This window comes from Streptomyces sp. NPDC092369, assembly GCF_044755245.1.
GTDB lineage: Bacteria > Actinomycetota > Actinomycetes > Streptomycetales > Streptomycetaceae > Streptomyces.
This window is the reverse complement of the sequence record NZ_JBIVQP010000007.1, coordinates 66,791-86,251: the sequence shown is the minus strand read 5'-3', so window position 1 is coordinate 86,251 and position 19,461 is coordinate 66,791. Positions and strand designations below refer to the sequence as shown.

General features: G+C 73.2%; 13 protein-coding genes. 5 read left to right on the top strand and 8 right to left on the bottom strand.

What is annotated here, in order from left to right; genetic code table 11:
• Positions 1-22 precede the first annotated feature (22 nt).
• Complete coding sequence (locus ACIQI8_RS35455) at positions 23-2,845, bottom strand: beta-L-arabinofuranosidase domain-containing protein (RefSeq protein WP_402359942.1); 2,823 nt, start codon at positions 2,843-2,845, stop codon at positions 23-25.
• A 191-nt stretch (positions 2,846-3,036) separates the two neighbouring features.
• Here ACIQI8_RS35455 and ACIQI8_RS35450 point away from each other — a divergent pair, with 191 nt between their 5' ends.
• Together ACIQI8_RS35450 and ACIQI8_RS35445 are read left to right on the top strand one after the other, a co-directional pair.
• Entirely contained in the window at positions 3,037-5,640 is a 2,604-nt protein-coding gene (locus ACIQI8_RS35450) for an ATP-binding protein (RefSeq protein ID WP_402359939.1), read from the top strand.
• Between the two features lie 140 nt (positions 5,641-5,780).
• Positions 5,781-7,169: an FAD-binding oxidoreductase gene (locus tag ACIQI8_RS35445; protein ID WP_402359936.1), complete on the top strand. Its 1,389-nt coding sequence runs from the start codon at positions 5,781-5,783 to the stop codon at positions 7,167-7,169.
• Positions 7,170-7,372: 203 nt separating this feature from the next.
• Here the strand turns inward: ACIQI8_RS35445 and ACIQI8_RS35440 are convergent, their stop codons facing one another.
• Positions 7,373-7,849 (bottom strand): Lrp/AsnC family transcriptional regulator, encoded by a 477-nt coding sequence (locus ACIQI8_RS35440; RefSeq protein ID WP_402359933.1) that lies wholly within the window; start codon positions 7,847-7,849, stop codon positions 7,373-7,375.
• A gap of 193 nt (positions 7,850-8,042) precedes the next feature.
• On the opposite strand from ACIQI8_RS35440, the gene ACIQI8_RS35435 reads away from it, so the two are divergent.
• Together ACIQI8_RS35435 and ACIQI8_RS35430 are read left to right on the top strand one after the other, a co-directional pair.
• Positions 8,043-9,557 (top strand): FUSC family protein, encoded by a 1,515-nt coding sequence (locus ACIQI8_RS35435; RefSeq protein WP_402359930.1) that lies wholly within the window; start codon positions 8,043-8,045, stop codon positions 9,555-9,557.
• Between the two features lie 124 nt (positions 9,558-9,681).
• Positions 9,682-10,713: a lactonase family protein gene (locus ACIQI8_RS35430; protein WP_402359927.1), complete on the top strand. Its 1,032-nt coding sequence runs from the start codon at positions 9,682-9,684 to the stop codon at positions 10,711-10,713.
• A 91-nt stretch (positions 10,714-10,804) separates the two neighbouring features.
• Here ACIQI8_RS35430 and ACIQI8_RS35425 read toward each other — a convergent pair whose 3' ends face one another.
• The 4 genes from ACIQI8_RS35425 to ACIQI8_RS35410 all read right to left on the bottom strand — a co-directional run bounded on the left by ACIQI8_RS35425 (position 10,805) and on the right by ACIQI8_RS35410 (position 14,751).
• On the bottom strand, positions 10,805-11,728 hold the full coding sequence (locus ACIQI8_RS35425) for a sirohydrochlorin chelatase (protein ID WP_402359924.1): 924 nt from the start codon (positions 11,726-11,728) through the stop codon (positions 10,805-10,807).
• A 119-nt stretch (positions 11,729-11,847) separates the two neighbouring features.
• Entirely contained in the window at positions 11,848-12,861 is a 1,014-nt protein-coding gene (locus ACIQI8_RS35420; protein ID WP_402359921.1) for an N-acetylglucosamine kinase, read from the bottom strand.
• Positions 12,858-13,535 (bottom strand): uracil-DNA glycosylase, encoded by a 678-nt coding sequence (locus ACIQI8_RS35415; RefSeq protein WP_402359918.1) that lies wholly within the window; start codon positions 13,533-13,535, stop codon positions 12,858-12,860. The genes ACIQI8_RS35420 and ACIQI8_RS35415 overlap by 4 nt, the downstream gene beginning before the upstream one ends.
• A gap of 130 nt (positions 13,536-13,665) precedes the next feature.
• Positions 13,666-14,751 (bottom strand): WD40/YVTN/BNR-like repeat-containing protein, encoded by a 1,086-nt coding sequence (locus ACIQI8_RS35410; RefSeq protein ID WP_402359916.1) that lies wholly within the window; start codon positions 14,749-14,751, stop codon positions 13,666-13,668.
• 293 nt (positions 14,752-15,044) lie between these two features.
• On the opposite strand from ACIQI8_RS35410, the gene ACIQI8_RS35405 reads away from it, so the two are divergent.
• Positions 15,045-15,644, top strand: a complete 600-nt coding sequence (locus ACIQI8_RS35405; protein ID WP_402359913.1) for a hypothetical protein — start codon at positions 15,045-15,047, stop codon at positions 15,642-15,644.
• A gap of 3 nt (positions 15,645-15,647) precedes the next feature.
• On the opposite strand, the gene ACIQI8_RS35400 is transcribed toward ACIQI8_RS35405, so the two are convergent.
• Positions 15,648-17,660 carry a HEAT repeat domain-containing protein gene (locus ACIQI8_RS35400; protein ID WP_402359910.1) on the bottom strand — a complete coding sequence of 671 codons (2,013 nt, stop codon included), beginning with the start codon at positions 17,658-17,660 and terminating at the stop codon, positions 15,648-15,650.
• 115 nt (positions 17,661-17,775) lie between these two features.
• On the bottom strand, positions 17,776-19,437 hold the full coding sequence (locus ACIQI8_RS35395; RefSeq protein ID WP_402359908.1) for an acyl-CoA dehydrogenase family protein: 1,662 nt from the start codon (positions 19,435-19,437) through the stop codon (positions 17,776-17,778).
• Positions 19,438-19,461 lie beyond the last annotated feature (24 nt).

The window sequence follows — 19,461 nt, the reverse complement described above, 5'->3', positions numbered from 1 at the left end:
TCCTCAGGACAGGTCTGGCCGCTTACGGGACGAAGACGGCCCTCTCCGCCGTGCCGACGACCTTCGCCCCGTCGCTTCCGCCAAGCAGCCCGCCGGTCACCCACGCGTCCACCGTCGACCGCACCCGCGCCACGAGCGCACCCTTGTCACCGAACGGCGCTCCGGCCCAGATCTCGTCCAGCAACGTCGTGCCGTCGGCCTTCACCGGATTGGCCACGCCGGAGTCGGTGTTCCCGAGGACGACTCTCGGCTCCACGCGCCTGAAGTAGGCATGGGTCGGATCCTCCGTCCCCTCGAAGAAGGGGGCGAACTCGATGCCGTCCAACGTGTAGTGGAGGGGCCTGTCGGTCACGGGGGCGAGGGACGGCAGCAGATCACCCGACAGACCGGCGTTTCGGTAAAGACCCAACTCCAGGTAATCCGTGGCCGAGTCGCGGGCGACCAGGTTGACCGGACCGTGGAAGAGGGTCTGGAGGGTCGGATCGTCCAGCGCCTTTTCGACCCGGAGCCGGAAGGGCACGGCGACGCGCACGGTGTCCCCGGCACGCCACTTCCGGGACACGGCGAAATAGCTGCCGGGTGTCGGACTCCCGGGCGCCGCCCGCCCGTTGACCGTGACGCGGAAGCCGGCCGTCGCCCAGGACGGCACCCGTATCCGCAGTTCGAAGGTCGCGGCGCCGTCCCCGACGGTGAGAGTGGTGCCCTGCTCGCGGGGATAGTCGGTCGTCTGGGTGACCGTGACTCCCTTGTCCGCCCAGGTCAGTCGGGACGGGCTGAACAGGTTGACGTACAGGGCGCTGCCGTCGGACGCGGCGAAGTACACCGAGTCCTGGTACTTGGTGGCGCTCTCCATGCCGGTGCCCTCGCAGCAGGTCGTGCCCTGCTTGGGCGTGTAGTCGCGCACATGCCCCGGCGTCAGCCCGATGAAGTAGGTGACGAGCGGCTTCTCGGCGTCCGCCGTGTCCTGCTTGGAGCCCAACACCTGGTTGTAGAGGGCCCGTTCGTAGTAGTCCAGGTACTTGGAGTCCTGCTCGTGGAAGAACAGCGTCCGGCTGAGCTTCAGCAGGTTGTACGCGCAGCACGTCTCCGCTGTGGTCGCTGCGATCGTGCCCGCGATCACGTCCCGCGCCTTCCAGAACTCGCCGGTGCTGGTGCCGCCGATGCCGTACATGCGATGCGGTACGGCCATGCCCCAGAAGTTCTTCGCCGCGGTCAGGTAGCGCTCCTCGCCCGTCGCGTCGTACAGGCGGACCAGGCCGGTGAAGATCGGGATGTGCTGGTTGGCGTGCAGTCCGTCGAGCGTGTCGGTGTTCGCGGCGCAGGCGTCGATCAGCCTGTCGAGGTCGAAGAGGCGGGCCAGCGCCAGGTGTTGGGCCGTTCCGGTGAGCGCGTGCAGATCGCAGATCGCCTCGACGACGCCCCCGAACTCGCCGCTGGAGAAGATGCCCCACATCCGTTGCAGAGTGGCGGCGGGCAGCACGGACAGACGCGCGTACATCCAGTCACCCATGCCGGACGCGAGGTCCAGCGCCCGGCCGTCGCCCGTGGCGGTGTAGGCGTCCAGCAGGCCGCGGAGGATCTTGTGCGCGGTGTAGTAGGGCGCCCACACCCTCGTGTAGTCGCTGCCGGTCATCGACTCCAGCAGGATGAACTGCGTCTCCGGGTACGCGGCCAGGAATCCGGGATGGCTCGGGCCGCCCCACGTACGGCGCAGCGTGGCGGTCAGACCGCGCCCGGAGCCGTCCGCGAAGCTGCCGCCACCGCTCTCGTCGAAGGCGTACGAGGCCAGGTCCCCGCGACCGGCCGAGCTGTCCGCTGCCCGGCTGCCCTGCAACTCGGCGATCTCGGCGGCGGACAGGGTGCGCGACCAGACGTCGAACCCGCCGAAGGCGCCTGAGAGGACGGGGTCGGCGGGGTAGGTGGAGCGGCCGAGCCAGTGGTGGGCGAGGGGGCCGAGGGCGGCCGGGGTGAGGGTCATCGCCGTGTTCCGGGCCACGGCCGTCCCGTTGACGTAGAGCGTCCCGGTGCCGTCCGCGAGGGTCACCGCGAGGTGGCTCCACTCGTTCGACGGCAGTGCGGACGTGCCGTTCAGACCCTGCTCGTCACCGGCCCCGCCCGTGGTGACGGCGAAGCGCGGGACGCCGTTCGCGTTGCGCGCGGCCAGGTAGAGATAGCGGGTGGTGTCGTTGCCGAAGTCGAGGACTCGTGCCCAGTTGTCGTCATGCACGGGCTTCACCCACGCGGCGAGGGTGATCGCGGCGGCGCCGAGCACGGCCGGCGGCAGCTCGACGTACTGGTAGGACCCGCGCTCGTTGAGGGCGGCGGACCCGAACCGGCCGGACACGCTCAACACGTTCGGATCCGCGCGCAGGGCGGCTCGTACGTCGGTCAGCGCGCCGACCATCGCGGCGATCCGGTCCGCGAACACCTGCTCGCCGGTGCCGGCCCAGGCCTGGGAGAGCATGGTCAGGAAGTGCCCGGTGTAGTGGCCGCGGAGATTCCCGTTCGCCTCACCGTCGAGCCCCTCCCATCCGCCGGGCGCGACCGCGTCACCGGTCGACAGCCCGGCGTTGGCCCGGAAGACCTGCAACAGCCGGTTCACGTCGTACCCGCGGGCGTGGTCGAGCATCAGCCGCCGCTTGTCGGCGAAGAGACCTGCCCCGAGCGTCACCTCGTCGAGTGCGAAGGGGCGCACGGTCCAGGCGGTCGGGACGGCGGCGGCCGAGGCGGTGGCGAGGGTTGCGAGGCCGGTCGTCGTGTGGGCGATCGCCGACGTGGTCGTGGGGGTGGCCGCGCCGAGGGCGGCGGCCTGCAGAAGGGATCGTCTGGAGAGGGGCGGTGCCATGGGTGCTCCTCAACGGGTCCGGCGATTTCGGGGTGTCCTGCGATGCCGAGCTGTTCGGCATCGCGAACGCCGTACGAAAGGTCGACCAGACGATAGAGAGGAGGCGGGTGAGGGTCAACGGGTCGGGAGGGTTCGGTTCCGGTCGGGCAGGACACCTCGCGGAGCGACCCGGTGGTGACAGAATCGGCGACGTGGACCGGGGGATCCTCGAACGCGAGCCCGAGCTGGCGCGACTGGCCGCGGCCGCACGGCAGGCGGCGGGCGGTGCCGGTTCGGTGGCGCTCGTCTTCGGTGAGGCGGGGATCGGCAAGTCCAGCCTGGTGAAGGCCATGCCGGACCTGCTGCCTCCCCATGCCCGGGTGCTGGTCGGGCAGTGCGACGACCTGGCCACCAGCCGGCCGCTCGGTCCGTTCCGTGACCTCGTCGGCAGCGTCGGCGCCGAACTCGCCCGCGCCGTCACCGACGGCGGCGACCGCCACCGCGTCTACGAGGCGCTGCGCGCCGAACTGGCCGGCGCCCCCCATCCCGCCGTGCTCGTCGTCGAGGACGTGCACTGGGCCGACGAGGCCTCCCTGGACGCGCTGCGCTTCCTCGTGCGGCGCATGGAACGGCTGCCCGCCCTGCTCGTCCTCACCTACCGGGACGACGAGTTGAGCCGCGGCCACCCCCTGCGTCACCTGCTGGGCCAGGTCTCCCGCGTACCCCGCGTGCACCGCCTGCCGCTGGCTCGGCTCTCGCTGAGCGCGGTGCGCACGCTCAGCGCGGCGGGCCGGCTCGATCCGGCGCAGGTGTACGAAGTGACGTCGGGCAACCCCTTCTTCGTCGCCGAGGTCGTGGCGGCCGGCGGCACCGGGGGAGTGCCCCCGACGGTCGTCGACGCCGTGCTCGCGCGGCTGCGCGGTCTCGACCCCGTCACCGTGGACGCGCTGGAGCAGCTCGCCGTCGTGCCCTCCGCGGTCGAACGCCCGCTGGTGGACGCGCTGTTGACCGACGGTGTGGCCGCGCTCGTGGCCGCCGAACAGCGCGGACTGCTCGCCGTGGAGCCGGAACGGGTCGCCTTCCGGCACGAGTTGATCCGGCGGGCGGTCGCCGACTCGCTGCCCGCCGCCCGGCGCATCGACCTCAACCGCAACGCCCTGGCGGCCCTGGTCGCCCGGCCCGGCTCGGACGCGGCCCGCATCGTCCATCACGCCGCCCAGGCCGGTGACCAGGACGCCATCGCCCGCTACGGCCCCGACGCGGCCCGGGACGCCGCCGGAGCCGGCGCCCACCGCGAGGCCGCCGCCCAACTCCGGCTGGTCCTGCGCCGACGGCGGCGCTACGGCCCCGCCGAACTCGCCGATCTGCTCGAACGCTACGCCGTGGAGAGCTACACCATCGCCGACTCGGCCGCCGCCGTCGCCGCCCAGCGCGAGGCGGTCGCCCTGCGCCGCTCGCTCGGCGACACCCTCGCCCTCGGCGCCGACCTGCGCTGGCTGTCGCGGATCCACTGGTGGGCCGGCGACGCCGACGAGGCACAGGAAGCCGCCCGCGAGGCCGTCGCCGTCCTTGAACAGGCGGGCGACGAGCGGCTGTTGGCCCTCGCCGTCAGCAACATCGCCCAACTGCGCATGCTCTCCGACCGCTACCCCGAGGCCGTCGCCCACGCCGAGCGCGCCATCGCCCTGGCCCGCCGGACCGAGGACACGGCGATCCTCTCGCACGCCCTCAACAACGTGGGCATGGCCCGCTGGCGGGGCGGCGACCCGGGCGGGCGCAAGCAGGTGGAGGAGAGCCTCGACGTCGCGCTCGCCGCCGGCGAGGTCGAGCACGCCTGCCGCTCCTACGCCAACCTCATCTGGACGCTGCTCGACAACCTCCAGTACGCGGAGGCCGACCGTCTGCTGCCCCCGGCCATGGAACTCGCCGACCGCGCCGAGCACTTGGGCTTCCTCACCTACCTGCACGTCGAACTCGCCATCCGCCGGCTCGCCGCCGCCGACTGGGAGGAGGCCGAGCGGCACGCCGAGTTCGGGATGCACGACTTCCTCCCGGCCCGCTGTCCCGCGCTGACCGTCCTCGCCCGCATCCGGACCCGCTGCGGCCGGCCCGGCGCGGACGAACTCCTCGCCGAGGCCCAGGAGATCGCCGTACGCACCCGTGAGCTCCAACGCGCCGGACCGGTGGCGGCGGCCCTGGCGGAAGCCGCCTGGCTGCGCGGCGACCACGATGCCGTGGTCGAGGCCGCCGGCCCTGTCCACGCCGAGGCTCGCCACCTCACCGGCATCCCCTACGGCGCCGAACTCGCCTACTGGCTCGGCAAATCCGGGCACCCCGTCCCGGTGGACGACGACTCGCAGCATCCGTACGCCCTGCAGGCCCGCGGGCGTTGGCGGGAGGCCGCGTCGATCTGGCAGGCGGCCGGCTGCCCCTACGAGCACGCGGCCGCCGTCGCCGAGAGCCCGCACCCCGCGGACAAGCTCACCGCCCTGGCCGAACTCGACGCCCTCGGCGCCGAACCGTTGGCCCGTCTCGTCCGCACCGAACTCCGCGCCCTCGGCGTCCGCCGCATCCCGCGCGGCCCCCTCGCCGCGACCCGGGGCAACCCCGCCGGACTCACCGACCGCCAGCTCCAGGTCATGCGCCTGCTCGCCGAGGGGCTGACCAACTCCGAGATCGCCGCCCGCCTCGTCGTCTCGGTCCGCACGGTCGACAACCACGTACGAGCCGTCCTGGACAAGCTCGACGCACCGACCCGGCGCCACGCGGCCGTCCGCGCCGCGCAGCTCGGCCTCCTGCCCGAGCACGAGGCGTAGGTATCGCGAGGACCGGGGCTGCGGGCAAAACGTAGGTAGCCGGCGGGCCCGAGCTAGGTGACCCGCACGGATGCCCGGGGGTGCGCAACACGAGTAGAACGTGCAGATCGACCCGACACCGAACAAACGGGGGATATCGCATGTCCAGTACACCCGCTCAAGCCGCGCGCAGGGAACTGACCGGGTTCACAGGGGAGTTGATCGGGCCCGAGGACTCCGGCTACGAGCAGGCCCGCGCCGTCTACAACGCGATGATCGACCGCCGGCCCGCCCTGATCGCCCGCTGCGTGGACGCGGACGCCGTCGCCCGCGTGATCGGCTTCGCCCGCGCCCACGAGCTGCCGCTCGCGGTGCGCGGCGGCGGTCACCACGGCGCCGGCCTCGGCACCGTCGACGGGGGAGTGGTGGCCGACCTGTCACCGTTGAAGGAGATCCACGTCGACCCCGAGGCCCGTACGGTCCGGGTCGGCGGCGGCTGCGTCTGGGGCGAGGTGGACCGCGCGACCAACGCACACGGCCTGGCCACCCCCAGCGGCATCGTCTCCACCACCGGAGTCGGCGGCATCGCCACCGGCGGCGGGCTCGGCCACCTCACCCGCAGGTGCGGGCTGACCATCGACAACCTCCTCGCCGCCGACGTCGTCCTCGCCGACGGCCGACAGGTCCGGGCGAGCGCCGGCGAGAACACCGACCTGTTCTGGGCGATCCGCGGCGGCGGGGGCAACTTCGGCGTCGTCACGTCCTTCCTCTTCCGGCTGCACGAGATCAGCACCGTCATCGCCGGGCCGACCTTCTGGCCGGTCGAGATCAGCGCCGAAGTCCTCACCGCCTACCGGGACTTCCTCCCGAACGCGCCCCGCGAACTCAACGCCTTCTTCCTGCACGGCACCGTCCCGCCGGCCCCGCCGTTCCCCGAGGAGATCCAACTCCGCAAGACCGCGGGCGTCGTGTGGTGCTACACCGGCGACGACATGGAGGCGGCGGCCCGCGAGATGGCACCGCTGCTGGACGCGCTCCCGGCACCCCTGCTGCACGCCGTCGGCCCGATGCCGCACCCCGACCTGCAGTCCATGTTCGACGGGCTCTACCCGCCCGGCCACCAGTGGTACTGGCGCGCCGACTTCGTGGACGACATCCCCGACGAGGCCGTCGACCTGCACGCCAAGTTCGGCGCCGAGGTACCGACCGTCCAGTCGACCATGCACCTCTACCCGATCGACGGCGCCGCCCACGACGTCGGCCCCGACGAGACGCCCTGGGCCTACCGCGGCGCCCGTTGGGCCTCCGTCTACGCCGGCGTCGACCCCGACCCGGCCAACGCCGACCTGGTCAAGCGCTGGACCGTCGACTACTTCGACGCCCTGCACCCGTACTCCGCGGGCGGCGCCTACGTGAACATGATGATGGACGAGGGCCAGGAGCGGGTCCGCGCCAGCTACCGCGGCAACTACGACCGACTGGCCCGCATCAAGGCCGACTACGACCCGGAGAACGTCTTCCGCCTCAACCAGAACATCCGCCCGAGCTGACGGACCTCGACCGACCGGCGACGCCTCCCCTCCGGCGCCGCCGGACGGTCGGGCAGCCGCGGCCGCCGCGCCGGCCCCGCGTGGCGAACTGCGACCGGCCTCCCCGCAGGAGCAGCCCGCGGCGGCGAACTCCCGTACGCCGGCCCGCACGGCGGCGTACGGGACGGCGTCCCCCTGTCAGGGAGCCACCGGTCGGGGAGGCCTCACTTTCCGGCCGTGCGCCCGATCGACTCGACCAGCGGCAGCAGCCGATGCGGCACCCGCTCGCGCAGGGCCACCTCGGTACGGGTGCGGACGACGCCCGGCATGCTGATCAGCTTCTGGATCACGTCCTCCAGATGAGCGTTGTCCCGCGCCACGACCCGGGTCAGCAGATCCCCGCCACCCGTGATGGAGAAGGCCTCGACGATCTCGGGCACCGCGGCCAACGCGTCCCCCACATCGTCCAGATGCCCCTGCGTGACCTCGATGTGCACGAACGCGAGCACCGGGTGACCGAGCGCGCCGGGCGAGAGCACCGGGCCCGTCCCCGTGATCACCCCGTCCCGTTCGAGACGGTCCAGACGTGCCTGGAGCGTGCCTCGGGCGACGCCGAGAACCCGGGCGTACTCACGCACACTGGTGCGCGGCTGCTCCAGCACCAGCCGCAGAATGCGGGTGTCCAACTCGTCCACGGCCATGGCGCCGACCTCCTGGTGCGTGGTCCGTTGGTCCGCCGATGGACCTGACCGGACCGTCGTGGCTGTACCAATGGCACAGTAATCCAGAGTCCACTTGAGCCACCGTACGTCTTGATGTTGCAATGAGCACGTCGATGGCGCTGCGGACCCCGCGGCGCCTTTTTCATGCCATGGAGCCAGGGGGCGGAGAGCAGTGCTGAAGAGGGTGTTCGTGGCGCCGGACCCGGGGCGCGCACGGCTACGGTTCGCCGCCCGGGCCGTCCTCGGCATCGGGCTCGCGGTCGTCGTCTGCGGCCTCGCCGGGCACTCGCTCGTCGGCGCCGTGACCGGCGGTCTCGCCGCGCTGCTCGCCCTGTTCACCGTCACGGACGCAACGGTCCGCGCGCAGGCCCTCACCACCGCGCTGCTGCCCGCTGTCGGCCTGCCGGTACTCGCCCTCGCGGCCGAACTGCACGACCATCCCGTGGCCCGCGACCTCACCTTCCTCGCGGTCGTCGGCGCGGGCGTCTACGCCCGCCGGTGGGGCCCGCGCGGGCACAGCCTCGGCGTGTTCGCGTTCATGACCTTCTTCGTGGCGCAGTTCCTGCACGCCACCACCGACCAACTGCCCCAGCTGTACGCGGCGGTCGTGCTGTCGGTGCTCACCGCGGCGGCGGTCCGCTTCGGCCTGTGGTGCTACGAGCGCGGGTTGCCCCCGGCTCCCGTACCGGCGCAGCCGGCCCGCACCGGCCTCGCGCGCGTCACCACCCGCCAGGCGGTGCAGGCGGCCACGGGCGCCGGCTTCGCCCTGGTCGTGGGGCAGTTGGTGTCCGGGCAGCGCTGGTACTGGGCCGTCGGCGCCACCTGGTGGATCTTCGTCAACACCGCCTCCCGCGGCGAGACCCTGGTCCGGGGCTTCCGCCGGGTCCTCGGCACGGTGATCGGCATCGGGCTCGGCCTGCTCGTCGCGGTCCCTGTGGGCGGGGCGCCCGCCCCCACGGCCGCCCTCCTCACGGTCTGCGTCTTCGGCATCTTCTACACCGCGGCCGTCTCGTACACCTGGATGATGCTCTGGGTGACTTTGCTTGCCGAGCTGCTCTACGGCCTGCTCGGCGTCCTCAACCCCGGCCTGCTCGCCCTCCGGGTCGCGGAGACCGGCGTCGGGGCGCTGGGCGCCGTACTCGCCGTGCTGTTCGTCCTGCCGGTCACCACGCACACCACCACCCACGCCTGGATCCGGCGCGCGCTGCGCTGCGTCCACGCCTGCACCGCCGAGGCCGCTGCCCGCCTGGCCGGCTCCCCGACCGCCGATCCGGCCCCGCGCGTGGCCGAACTGGAGCAGCTGGTCGCCCGCGTACGCCTGTCCGTCGCGCCCCTGGTGCACCCGCTCAACCCGATGCTCGGCCGCAAGCGCCGGGCCCGCCGGGTGCTGGCCCTGCTCGACGACTGCGCCCGCGAGATCCGCGGTCTGGTCGCCGTCGCCGCCGATCCGGAGGCCTCCCACGACGCGCGCCTCGCCGCCGCGTGCTGGCGGGTGGAGACCGCGGTCGAGGCGCTCACCGGGAGCGCCGGTGAGCGCGCCGTCGACGGCGAGCACGTCACCGCGCACGCGTTCCCGCCGACCGTCGCGGAGCCGGCCCTGGCCCATCTCCACGGCCTGGAGCGGGCTTTGGCGGAATTGGCCGCGCCACTGCGGACGCCGCCGGGATCACCCCTGGTCGGCGCCTGAAACGCACCCGGCGCGATCATGGCCGTACCACCGCGGCCGAGCGAGATCGGCCGAACATGGTCTAGACCGCTCATGATCGACTGCTAACGTCGCCCCGACGGCACAGGACCGAGAGGGGACAGCGGTGGCAGAGGTCGGCGGGCGGCGAAGGGCCTTCATCGGATCGTTCACGGCGGCCGGCGGCCCCGGGATCGTCACGGCGGCCGTGGCCGCGAGCGGCGGCGCGCTGATCGCCCTGAACAGTGTGGACGGTGTGCCCGACCCGTCGTATCTGGCGCTGGCGCCCGGCGGGGACACCCTCTACGCGGTCAGCGAGACGGCGCAGGGCGCGGTCGCCGCGTACCGGGTCAGCGGTCCGCGGCCCGAGCAGGTCGGACCGCCGGTACCGGTCGGCGGGCAGGAGCCGACGCACCTCAGCGTCTTCGCCGGCCATGTCCTGACCGCCAACTACGGCTCGGGCAGCGTCACCGCCGTCCCTGTCCGTGCCGACGGCACCCTCGCACCGGTCCCCTCCGGCGTTCTGCGGCACACCGGCTCCGGTCCGCACACGCGCCGCCAGCAGGGGCCGCACGCCCACCAGGTGCAGCCCGACCCGAGCGGGCGCTGGGCGGTCAGCGTCGACCTCGGCACGGACTCGGTGCGGGTGTGCGCCCTGCGCGACGGCGCCCTCGAACTCCACCGCGAGATCGCCCTGCGCCCCGGCTCAGGACCCCGCCACCTGGCCTTCCACCCGGACGGGGACTACGCGTACGTCCTCAACGAACTCACCCCGACCGTCACCGTGTGCCGCTGGGACGCCGAGGACGGCTCCCTGAAACCGCTCACCGAGGTCCAGGTGCTGGCCGGCGCACCGGCCGGCGACGCCTACCCCTCCGGCATCGTCGCCGCACCCGACGGCCGCTTCGTCTGGACCGCCACCCGCGGCGAGGACGTCCTGTCCACCTTCGCTGTCGAGGGCACGCGACTCCGCCTCATCGGCACGGTCCACTGCGGCGGCCACTGGCCCCGCGCGCTCGCCGAGTCGGAGGGATTCCTGTACGTCGCCAACGAGCGCTCCGGCGATGTGGCCTGGTACGCCGTCGACCCGGCGACGGGCCTGCCGCGCTACGAGGGCTCGCTCAAGGTGCCGGCCGCGTCCTGCGTGATCTTCGACTGACGCCGGCAGGCGTACTGCCCCCGGCATGCCGAGGGCCCGTCCCGGTGTTCGGGAGCGGGCCCTTCGGCGTTCCTGCGGCCGTGCCCGCGCGTCAGCGGACCGGCGCGCCCTGCGGCTGCGGCGGGACGATGCCCAGGGCCGACGTGTACTTGGCCAGGGCGAGCTTGCCGATCGCCGGGTACGGGCCGAGCGCCTCGGCGGCGGAGCAGCCGGCCTCCTTGGCCGCGGCCTCGATCAGACCCGGGTCGATCTCCGGCCCTATCAGGTACGGCGCTAGCGCCAGCTGCTGCGAACCCGAGGAGCGCAGCTGCTCGGCGATGGCCGCGATCGAGCCCTCCTGGTCCAGGGCCGCCGCCATCACCGGCACGGCCAGGCGCGCGGCGAGCAGCATGCCGGTGATCCCGGCCGCCTGCACGGCCTCGTCGCCGCCCACGGAGGCCAGGACGATGCCGTCCGCCGCGGTCGCCACGGTGAACAGCCGGGCGCGGTCGGCGCGGGCCAGACCGGCCTCCGACAGCCGCACGTGCAGCGCCTCGGCGAGCAGCGGGTGCGGGCCCAGCACATCGGTCAGCTCGGCCGCGACGCGGCTGTCCATCACCGCCTGGCGGACCTGACGCAGCAGCGCACTGTCCGGTCCTGCCAGCAGCGGGACGACGACGCCGACGGGACCGTCGGGCTCCTTGGCATCCACTCCGGCGGCCTTGGCCTGCTCGAACCGGGCGGAGCGCTCTTCGGCGGCGTGCACGAGCACGGCCTGCAGTGTGGGGAACTCCGCGTCGTCCCCGTCCAGGTAACCGATGCGGGCGTCCAGGCCGGGCAGCTCGGAGCGCGCGATGCTCACGACCTCCTCGGCGAGGCTGCGTGTGCCGGCGCTGGGCGTGCCCGGCACGGCGAGAACGAGCGCGGGCGCGCCCTCGGGAGCCGCCAGCGGCTCGGGACGGCGGTGCCGCCCGGCCTGGCGAGGTCGCGGCATTCGTACTGGCAGGCCGGACGCGGGCCCAGTGGGGGAGCTCATGGCGTCGCATGTTACTGGCTTCCTGGGCTCCCCTGTTCGGGGAGGGTGCAGGTGAGCGGTATCCGTCCGGTTTTGTCTGATGAGTTACGTACGGATCGGAAGTGAGCGGCCGCTGTCGATCACTGCCCCGAGGTGGTCACCACCGACAACATCGCCGCGTCACTCGGCAGGGTGAGCGAGCCCGCCGCCAGATCGGCCGCGATCCGCACCGCCCCCGCCAGGGGGTCGCCCGCGGCCGGCACCCGCCGCGCACCGGGCAGCACGCTCGCCAACTCCTCCGCCAGCGGTACGAGGAGCGGCTCGCCCATCTTGAACAGGCCCCCCGTGAAGGCGATCCGGGGTTCGCCCCCCGTCGGGCACACCGCCGCCGCGGACTCGACCATGTGCCGGGCCGCCGCACGCAGGATGCCCAGGGCCACGGAGTCGTGCTGCTCGGCACAGGCCGCGACCTCGGGCACGAAGGAGGCGAGGACGGCGGGCCGGTCCGAGCGGGGGTAGACCCGGCCGGGCAGCCCTGAAGCGGGGCCGAACAGCTTCTCGGCCCGGGCCAGCAGCCCCGCCGATCCGCCGGGCCGCCCGTCGTGGGCGCGCAGTGCCGCCTCAAGACCGGCCCGTCCGATCCAGGCGCCGCTGCCGCAGTCGCCCAGCAGATGGCCCCAGCCGTCCGCGCGGCTCCAGCCGCGCAGGTCGGTGCCGACGGCGATCAGACCCGTACCGGCGGCGACCACGGCCCCGGGGTGCGCGCCCAGCGCTCCGGTGTACGCCGTGACCGCGTCGGCGGCGAGCGCGACCGTCCGAACCCCGAACTCCCGCCGCAGGGCGCCCGGAAGCTCGGCGCGCAACGCGTCGCCCAGGGTGGCGAGCCCGGCGGCACCGACGGCAGCCGCGCGCAGCTCGGTCACTCCGCTCTCGGCGAGCAACTCCCGCACCCTGGGCGCCAGTTGTCCCATCAGGTGCCCGGGGTCGATCCCTCGTGCCCCCGTGCGCACCGGCTCGGGTGATTCGCGCCGGGCCAGGACCGTCCCGTCACCGGTCGCGACCACGATCCGCAGGCCGGAGCCTCCGGAGTCGACGGCGAGGACGCCGGCCGCGCCCGCTCCGGGACCCGGTCCGCCGCTCGCCCCGCCGGTCACGGCAGGCGCCAGTCCACCGGCTGTCCGCCCTGCCCGATCAGCAGGTCGTTGGCCCGGCTGAAGGGACGGGACCCGAAGAAGCCGCGGTCGGCCGACATGGGGGAGGGATGCGCGGACTCCACCGACGGCAGATTCCCGAGCAGGGGGCGCAGATTGCGCGCGTCACGCCCCCACAGGATGGACACCAACGGCTTGCCGCGCGCCGCCAGGGCCCGTATCGCCTGCTCGGTGACCGCTTCCCAGCCCTTGTCGCGGTGCGCGCCCGGCTTGCGCGGGGCTGTGGTGAGCGCCCTGTTGAGCAGCAGTACGCCCTGCCGGCTCCACGGCGTCAGATCGCCGTTGGCCGGCTGGGGCAGGCCCAGGTCGGTGTTCAGTTCCCGGTAGATGTTGAGGAGGCTGCCGGGCAGCGGACGCACGTCGGGCGCCACCGAGAACGACAGCCCCACCGCATGCCCCGGTGTCGGGTAGGGATCCTGTCCGACGATCAGGACGCGTACGTCGTCGAAGGGCTGCTGGAAGGCGCGCAGGACGTTCGGTCCCGCCGGGAGATAGGTGCGCCCGGCGGCGATCTCCCCGCGCAGGAAGTCCCCCATCTCGGCGATCTTTCCGGCGACGGGTTCCAGGGCCTGCGCCCAGCCCGCTTCGACGATTTCATGCAACGGTCGTGGTGCCACGGGCGTCACCCTACTGCCGTAACGACAGTGCGGATCAACCGGTGGCCAACGCCCGGTGTCCGAACGGCAGTTCCCCTCGTCTGATTCACCCCTGTCCGGTTCACCCTCGCCCCGTTCACCCCCGTCTGGTTCATCCGACCACCGCGGCCCGCACGCACAGCACGTCCGGCAGATGGGAGGCCAACTGCCGCCAGCTGTCGCCGTCGTCGGACGAGGCGAACACCTCGCCGTTGCGATTGCCGAAGTACACGCCCGCCGGGTCGGCGTCGTCGGTGCACAGCGCGTCGCGCAGCACCGTGCCGTAGTGGTCGTCCTGGGGCAGCCCCGCCGTCAGGGGCTCCCAGCTCTTGCCCGCGTCGGCCGTGCGGAAGACCCGGCACCGACGGTCCGCGGGCACCCGGTCCGCGTCGGCGTTGATCGGGAACACGTACGCCGTGTCGCCGCGGTGCGGGTGGGCGGCCGCCGCGAAGCCGAACGTGGAGGGCAGGCCCTCGCCGATGTCCTTCCACTGCGCGCCGGCATCGTCGCTGCGGTAGACACCCCAGTGGTTCTGCAGATACAGCCGGTCCGGGTCCGCCGCGTCCTGGGCGATCTTGTGCACGCACTGCCCGAACTCCGGATTCGGATCGGGCAGGAACACCGCCGCGACACCGGAGTTGGACGGCGCCCAGCTCGCGCCGCCGTCGCCGGTGCGGAACACTCCGGCCGTCGAGACGGCGACCGTCACGGCCCGCGGATCGCGCTCGTCGGTGAGCACGGTGTGCAGGCCCTCACCGCCACCGCCGGGCACCCACTTGGAGCGGGTGGGGTGCTCCCACAGCGGCCGGACCAGTTCGAAGGTCTCCCCGCGGTCCTCCGAGCGGTACAGCGCGGCCGGTTCCGTACCCGCGTACACCACGTCCGCCTCGGCTGCGGCCGGGTGCAACTGCCACACCCGCTCCAGCGAAGCGCCCGTGTCCTTGGGGAACTTCACGGCGGGCTGGGCCGGTTCGGTCCACGTGCGGCCCAGGTCGTCGGAGTGGAACACCGACGGGCCCCAGTGCGAGCTGTCCCCGCCGGCCAGCAGGCGAGGGCGGTCGCCGCGGGTGTCGATGGCGACCGAGTACACCGCCTGCGCGTTGAAGTACGGACTCTCGTCGAACTCCCATGTGCCACCGCGCCGCCGCCCGATGAACAGGCCTTTGCGCGTGCCCACGGCGAGCAGTACCTCGGTCATGCCGATCACCTCCGTGACGTCTTTGTCCCAGACACCTGCCAGTCTGCACCCCGCCACTGACAGTCACCCCTGGATGTGTCATCACCCCAGGTCAGAGCGGTCGCGGCGACTTGACGCGGACCTGCGGTCGATGCTTTTCGGCCAGTCGCGCGGGCGATTTCGCGCAGACGCCTGCGCGAGCGGGACCTCTCGTGCGACCGTCGCCTGGGGGACTCGACCTGAGCATCCAGCGGCCTTCGCGCGTATGGGAGGACGGTCCGGATGGTCGTGCGCTCATGAGGAGGATGCCTTCGATGGCGTTCCGTGGTCCGAAGGTGTGGCTCTGGCGCTGGCGGCGCAATCCGCTCAAGCGCCGCGCCGACGCGGTGGAGGCCTGGGTGGTCCTCGGCACCTGCCTGTTCACCGTTCTCGCGGGAGTGCTGGCGGGCCTCGCGGCAACCCACTCCGTGGAACGGGGTCTGGCGCGTGAACGCGTCGAGTGGCGTGCCGTGGAGGGACACCTCACCGAGAAGGCGCCCGGTACGGCCCTCGCGCGCTCCGGGGCGGCGAGCGGCGACCGGGTGTGGGGCAAGGTGCGCTGGACCGCCCCGGACGGCTCCCGGCACACCGGTCAGGTCAGGGTCCGCCCGGGCAGCGCCGCCGGGACCGAGGTCACCGTGTGGACGGACCCGCAGGGCAGTCTGGTCACCAAGCCCGCCACCGCCGCCGAGGCCCGACTGCGGGCCTCGCTCATCGGTGTCCTGGTAGGGGCGGGCGCCGCCCTGATCCCGTTCGTCGGCGGCCGCATGCTCTGTGGCCGTCTGGAGCGCCGCCGCATCGCCCAGTGGGACGTCGAGTGGGCCGGCTTCGACCCGCTGTGGGGGCGCAAGACCTGGGCCGACGGGGACACCTGACCCCTACGTGCCCCGCAACACCCCCCGGCAGATCCGCAGCAACTGCTCGTCGTGAAGGACCTCGCTGCCGTACCTGGCGGCCGGGTCCAGATGGCGGCGCCTCTCCGTCAGCTCCGTGCGCAGCAGGCCGTGGAGGGGTGCGCCCGCCGGGCCCAGGTCGGCGACACACGCGGCGATCGTGCGGCGTGTGTCGGGGTTCTGTGCCCAGGCGGCCCGAAGGAGCGGGACCACCACGTCCGGGTCCCCGCCGATCCGCCACACGGCGCACGCGCCGTCCAGCCGCTCCCAGAAGTCCTCGGACCCGGTCATGCGGTACAGCCCGGGCAGCGCGGCTTGAGCCGCCGGGCCCAGCAGACCCAGCGTCTTCGCGGCCGCCCGCGGCCGGAATGTGCGCGCGTCCGTCAACGCCCGCAGGAGCACGGGCAGTACGGCCGACGCGTCACCCTCCACCCGCCACAGGGCCTCCGCCGCGGCGATCGCGGACTCCGTGTCCAACAGCCCCCGCAGCGTGGGTATCGCCTCGCGCGCGGCCGGCCCGAACGCCCCGAGCGCCTCCGCCGCGATCCTCACCACCACGTCGCGGACCGGCAGTTCGTCGGACATGCCCAGCAGCAGGCGCAGCACCTCGGGCACACACTGGGTGTCGCCCAGCGCCGTGAGCGCGTGCAGCAGAGGCGCCGCCAGGTCGTAGGTCCCGCGCGAGTCGAGCGGCACGGCGCCCAGCCTGCGCCGCAGTTCGGGGGCGAGGGGAGCGGCGATGGGCCCCAGGTGGGCGATCACGTTCCCCACCTCGACCGGCACGACGGGCGCGTCCAGCATCTCCGCCAGGACGGGAACGGCTCGCGGATCCCCTGTCCTCGCAAGGGACTTGACCGCCTCACCCACGGTCGGCGCTCCGTGCTGCCATTGCCGGACCCGTAGCTCGGGACGCGAGGTCACCAGTGCGAGGAGGTGGTCGGCGGCGGGAGCGGCCAGCGCGAAGAGATCGCCGAGGACGGACTCCGCGGCCTCCCGCAACCGGTCGTCCGGAGTGGCCAGTTGGGTACCGATGAGCGCCACGAGTTCCCGGTAGTCGGCACGCCATCCGCGCAGCAGCTCCGACGACATCCGCACCGCGTTGCACCGGTCGACCGCGGACGGACTGCTCAACTGCCCCGTGAGCAGGGCGATCCGGTCGGCCACCCGCCCGTCGAGCCCTTCGTGCAGGGTGCGCAGCAGCTGTGCGCCCTCCTCGTCCGTCGGCCGCAGTTTCCGCAGCTTGCCGATGAGCGTGTCGGTGTCGGGCCGGTCGGGCTCCTGCGACCGGCACGGCGGCCGCTCGGACCGGTCCCGCAGCAGTCGTACGACGGTGGGCACCAGGTCGGCCGGGAGCCGGTCGGGCGCACAGCCCGCGAGCTGTCCCAGCGCGGCCAGCCGCAGCCCCGGGCCGAACGGCGGCGCGCTCTGGGCGGCCAGGAGGTCCACCGCGTCGGCCGCGTGCCCGGGGTGCCGGCGGGCGAAGACGCCCAGGCTCTCGGCGAGCGCGAGCAGCACCCGGTCGTCGCGCTCCACGGTGATCCGCTCGCGCAACAGGCTCAGCACCCGGGCCGGTTCGTCGTGGAAGCGCACGAGCGCGACCGCCGCCGTCCGCCGGACCCCGGCGTCACGGTCCGCCGTCAGTCCGACGAAGACCTCGGCGCCCGCGCGGACCGCGGCGCACGCCATGGCGTAGGCGCCATCGGTGCCCCCCTCCGGGGGCTCGCCCTCCTGCCCGATGCTGACGAGCAACTCCACGATCCCGCACCGCTCCCGCACCGCCTCGTTCGCCACGAGTTCGAGGAGAAACGGAATGCTGGCCAGCGTCGAGTCGTACACGTCACCCTGGTGGTGCACCCCGCCGTACATCGCGTCGAGCGCGATCTCCCGCTCGGCGGGGTCGGTGGAAGCCAGCCCCCTCAGCAGTCCGGGCACGTCCTCGGCGCTGCCGTAGGCATGCCGCATCGAGGCCCAGTCGACCTCGTCGATCCCGCTGAACACGTAGTCCTCCCCCGGAGAAGTGCCTCCTCCTCGTGAGTCTGCACCACCGCACTGACAACGAAGCGGAATCGGGAGATGACTCTGCGCCAACTGTGCGCCGACAGCGCTGAACCGCTCAGTCGGCGGGCAGCGCGCGGTCCAGGATCGCGCTCAGATCGGCGGTGTCGGGCAGGGTGCCGAAGGCGTGGCCCCAGTCGCCGCCCAGCCGGGTCGCGCAGAAGGCGTCGGCGACCGCGGGCGGGGCGTGCCGGACCAGGAGGGAGGCCTGGAGGGTCAGGGCCATCTGCTCCACCAGCCGGCGTGCGCCGGTCTCCGAGCCGTTGACCAGCAGGCTCTCGACGCGCGTCACGGCGGCGTCCAGTCGGGTGTCCGCGCCCTGGGCCAGGGCGAGTTCGTCGAAGAACGCCTGGGCGGTGCCGGGCTCGCGCCGCAGCGCCCGCAGCACGTCCAGCGCGTTGACGTTGCCCGAGCCCTCCCAGATCGACAGCAGGGGAGCCTCGCGGTAGTGGCGGGGCATGCCCGACTCCTCGACGTAGCCGTTGCCGCCGAGGCACTCAAGGGCCTCCGCGGTGAAGGCCGGACCGCGCTTGGTGACCCAGTACTTGCCCACCGCGGTCGCGATCCGACGGAAGGCCGCCTCGCCCGCGTCCCCGCGCACCGCCCGGTCGGCCGCCCCCGCGAGCCGCAGGGTGAGCGTCGTGGCCGCCTCGGACTCCAGCGCGAGATCGGCCAGCACATTGCGCATCAGCGGCTGGTCGACCAACCGCGCCCCGAACGCGGTGCGGTGGCGCGTGTGATGCCCTGCCTCCACCAGCGTCTTGCGCATCAGGGTCGCCGACATCATCACGCAGTCGAGACGGGTGCAGTTGACCATCTCGATGATCGTCTTGACCCCGCGTCCCTCGGGTCCGACCAGCCAGGCGACGGTCCCGTCGAACTCCGGCTCGGAGGAGGCGTTGGAGCGGTTGCCCAGCTTGTCCTTGAGGCGCTGGATGCGGAAGGTGTTGCGGCTGCCGTCGGGCAGGATCCGCGGCACCAGGAAGCACGAGAGACCCTCCGGCGCCTGGGCGAGGACCAGGAAGACATCGCACATCGGCGCCGACGTGAACCACTTGTGCCCGCGCAAGGTGTACACGCCGGGCTCGGCCGTCGGCGTCGCCGCGGTCGTGTTCGTACGGACGTCGGAGCCGCCCTGCTTCTCCGTCATCCCCATGCCGGCCAGCAGCCCCGACTTCTGTGTCGGCACCCGCAGTTCGGGCTCGTACTCCCGGCCGGTCAGGAGGGGCTCGTAGACCTTGGCGAGGTCCGGCTGGGCGCGCAGCGCGGGGACGGCCGCGTAGGTCATCGACGTGGGGCAGCCGTGTCCGGCGTCGGTGTGTCCCCACACCAACCCGCCCGCGCTGCGCGCCACATGGGCGCCGGGCCGTGCGTCGGCCCACGGCGCGCCGGCCAGGCCCTCGGCGATCGAGGCGCGCATCAGGTGGTGCCAGCTCGGGTGGAAGTCGACCTCGTCGATCCGGTTGCCGTACCGGTCGTGCGTGCGCAGCACCGGCTCGTGGGTGTTGGCCTGCTCGGCCCACTCCTGCGCCTCGGCGCTGCCGGCCCGCAGACCGAGCCGCCGGATGCCCTCCTCGGCCCAGTCGGCGCCCTCGCGGCGCAGCCCTTCCAGCAGGGCGGTGTCCTCGGAGGCGTCGTAGGGCGCCAGGAGCGGGGGCTGGTTGGCGACGTCGTGCGTGGCGTTCAGCGGCTGCCGTGTGGGTGCGGGTGTCGAGACCATACGGCCATGTTGCACCTTTCCTGC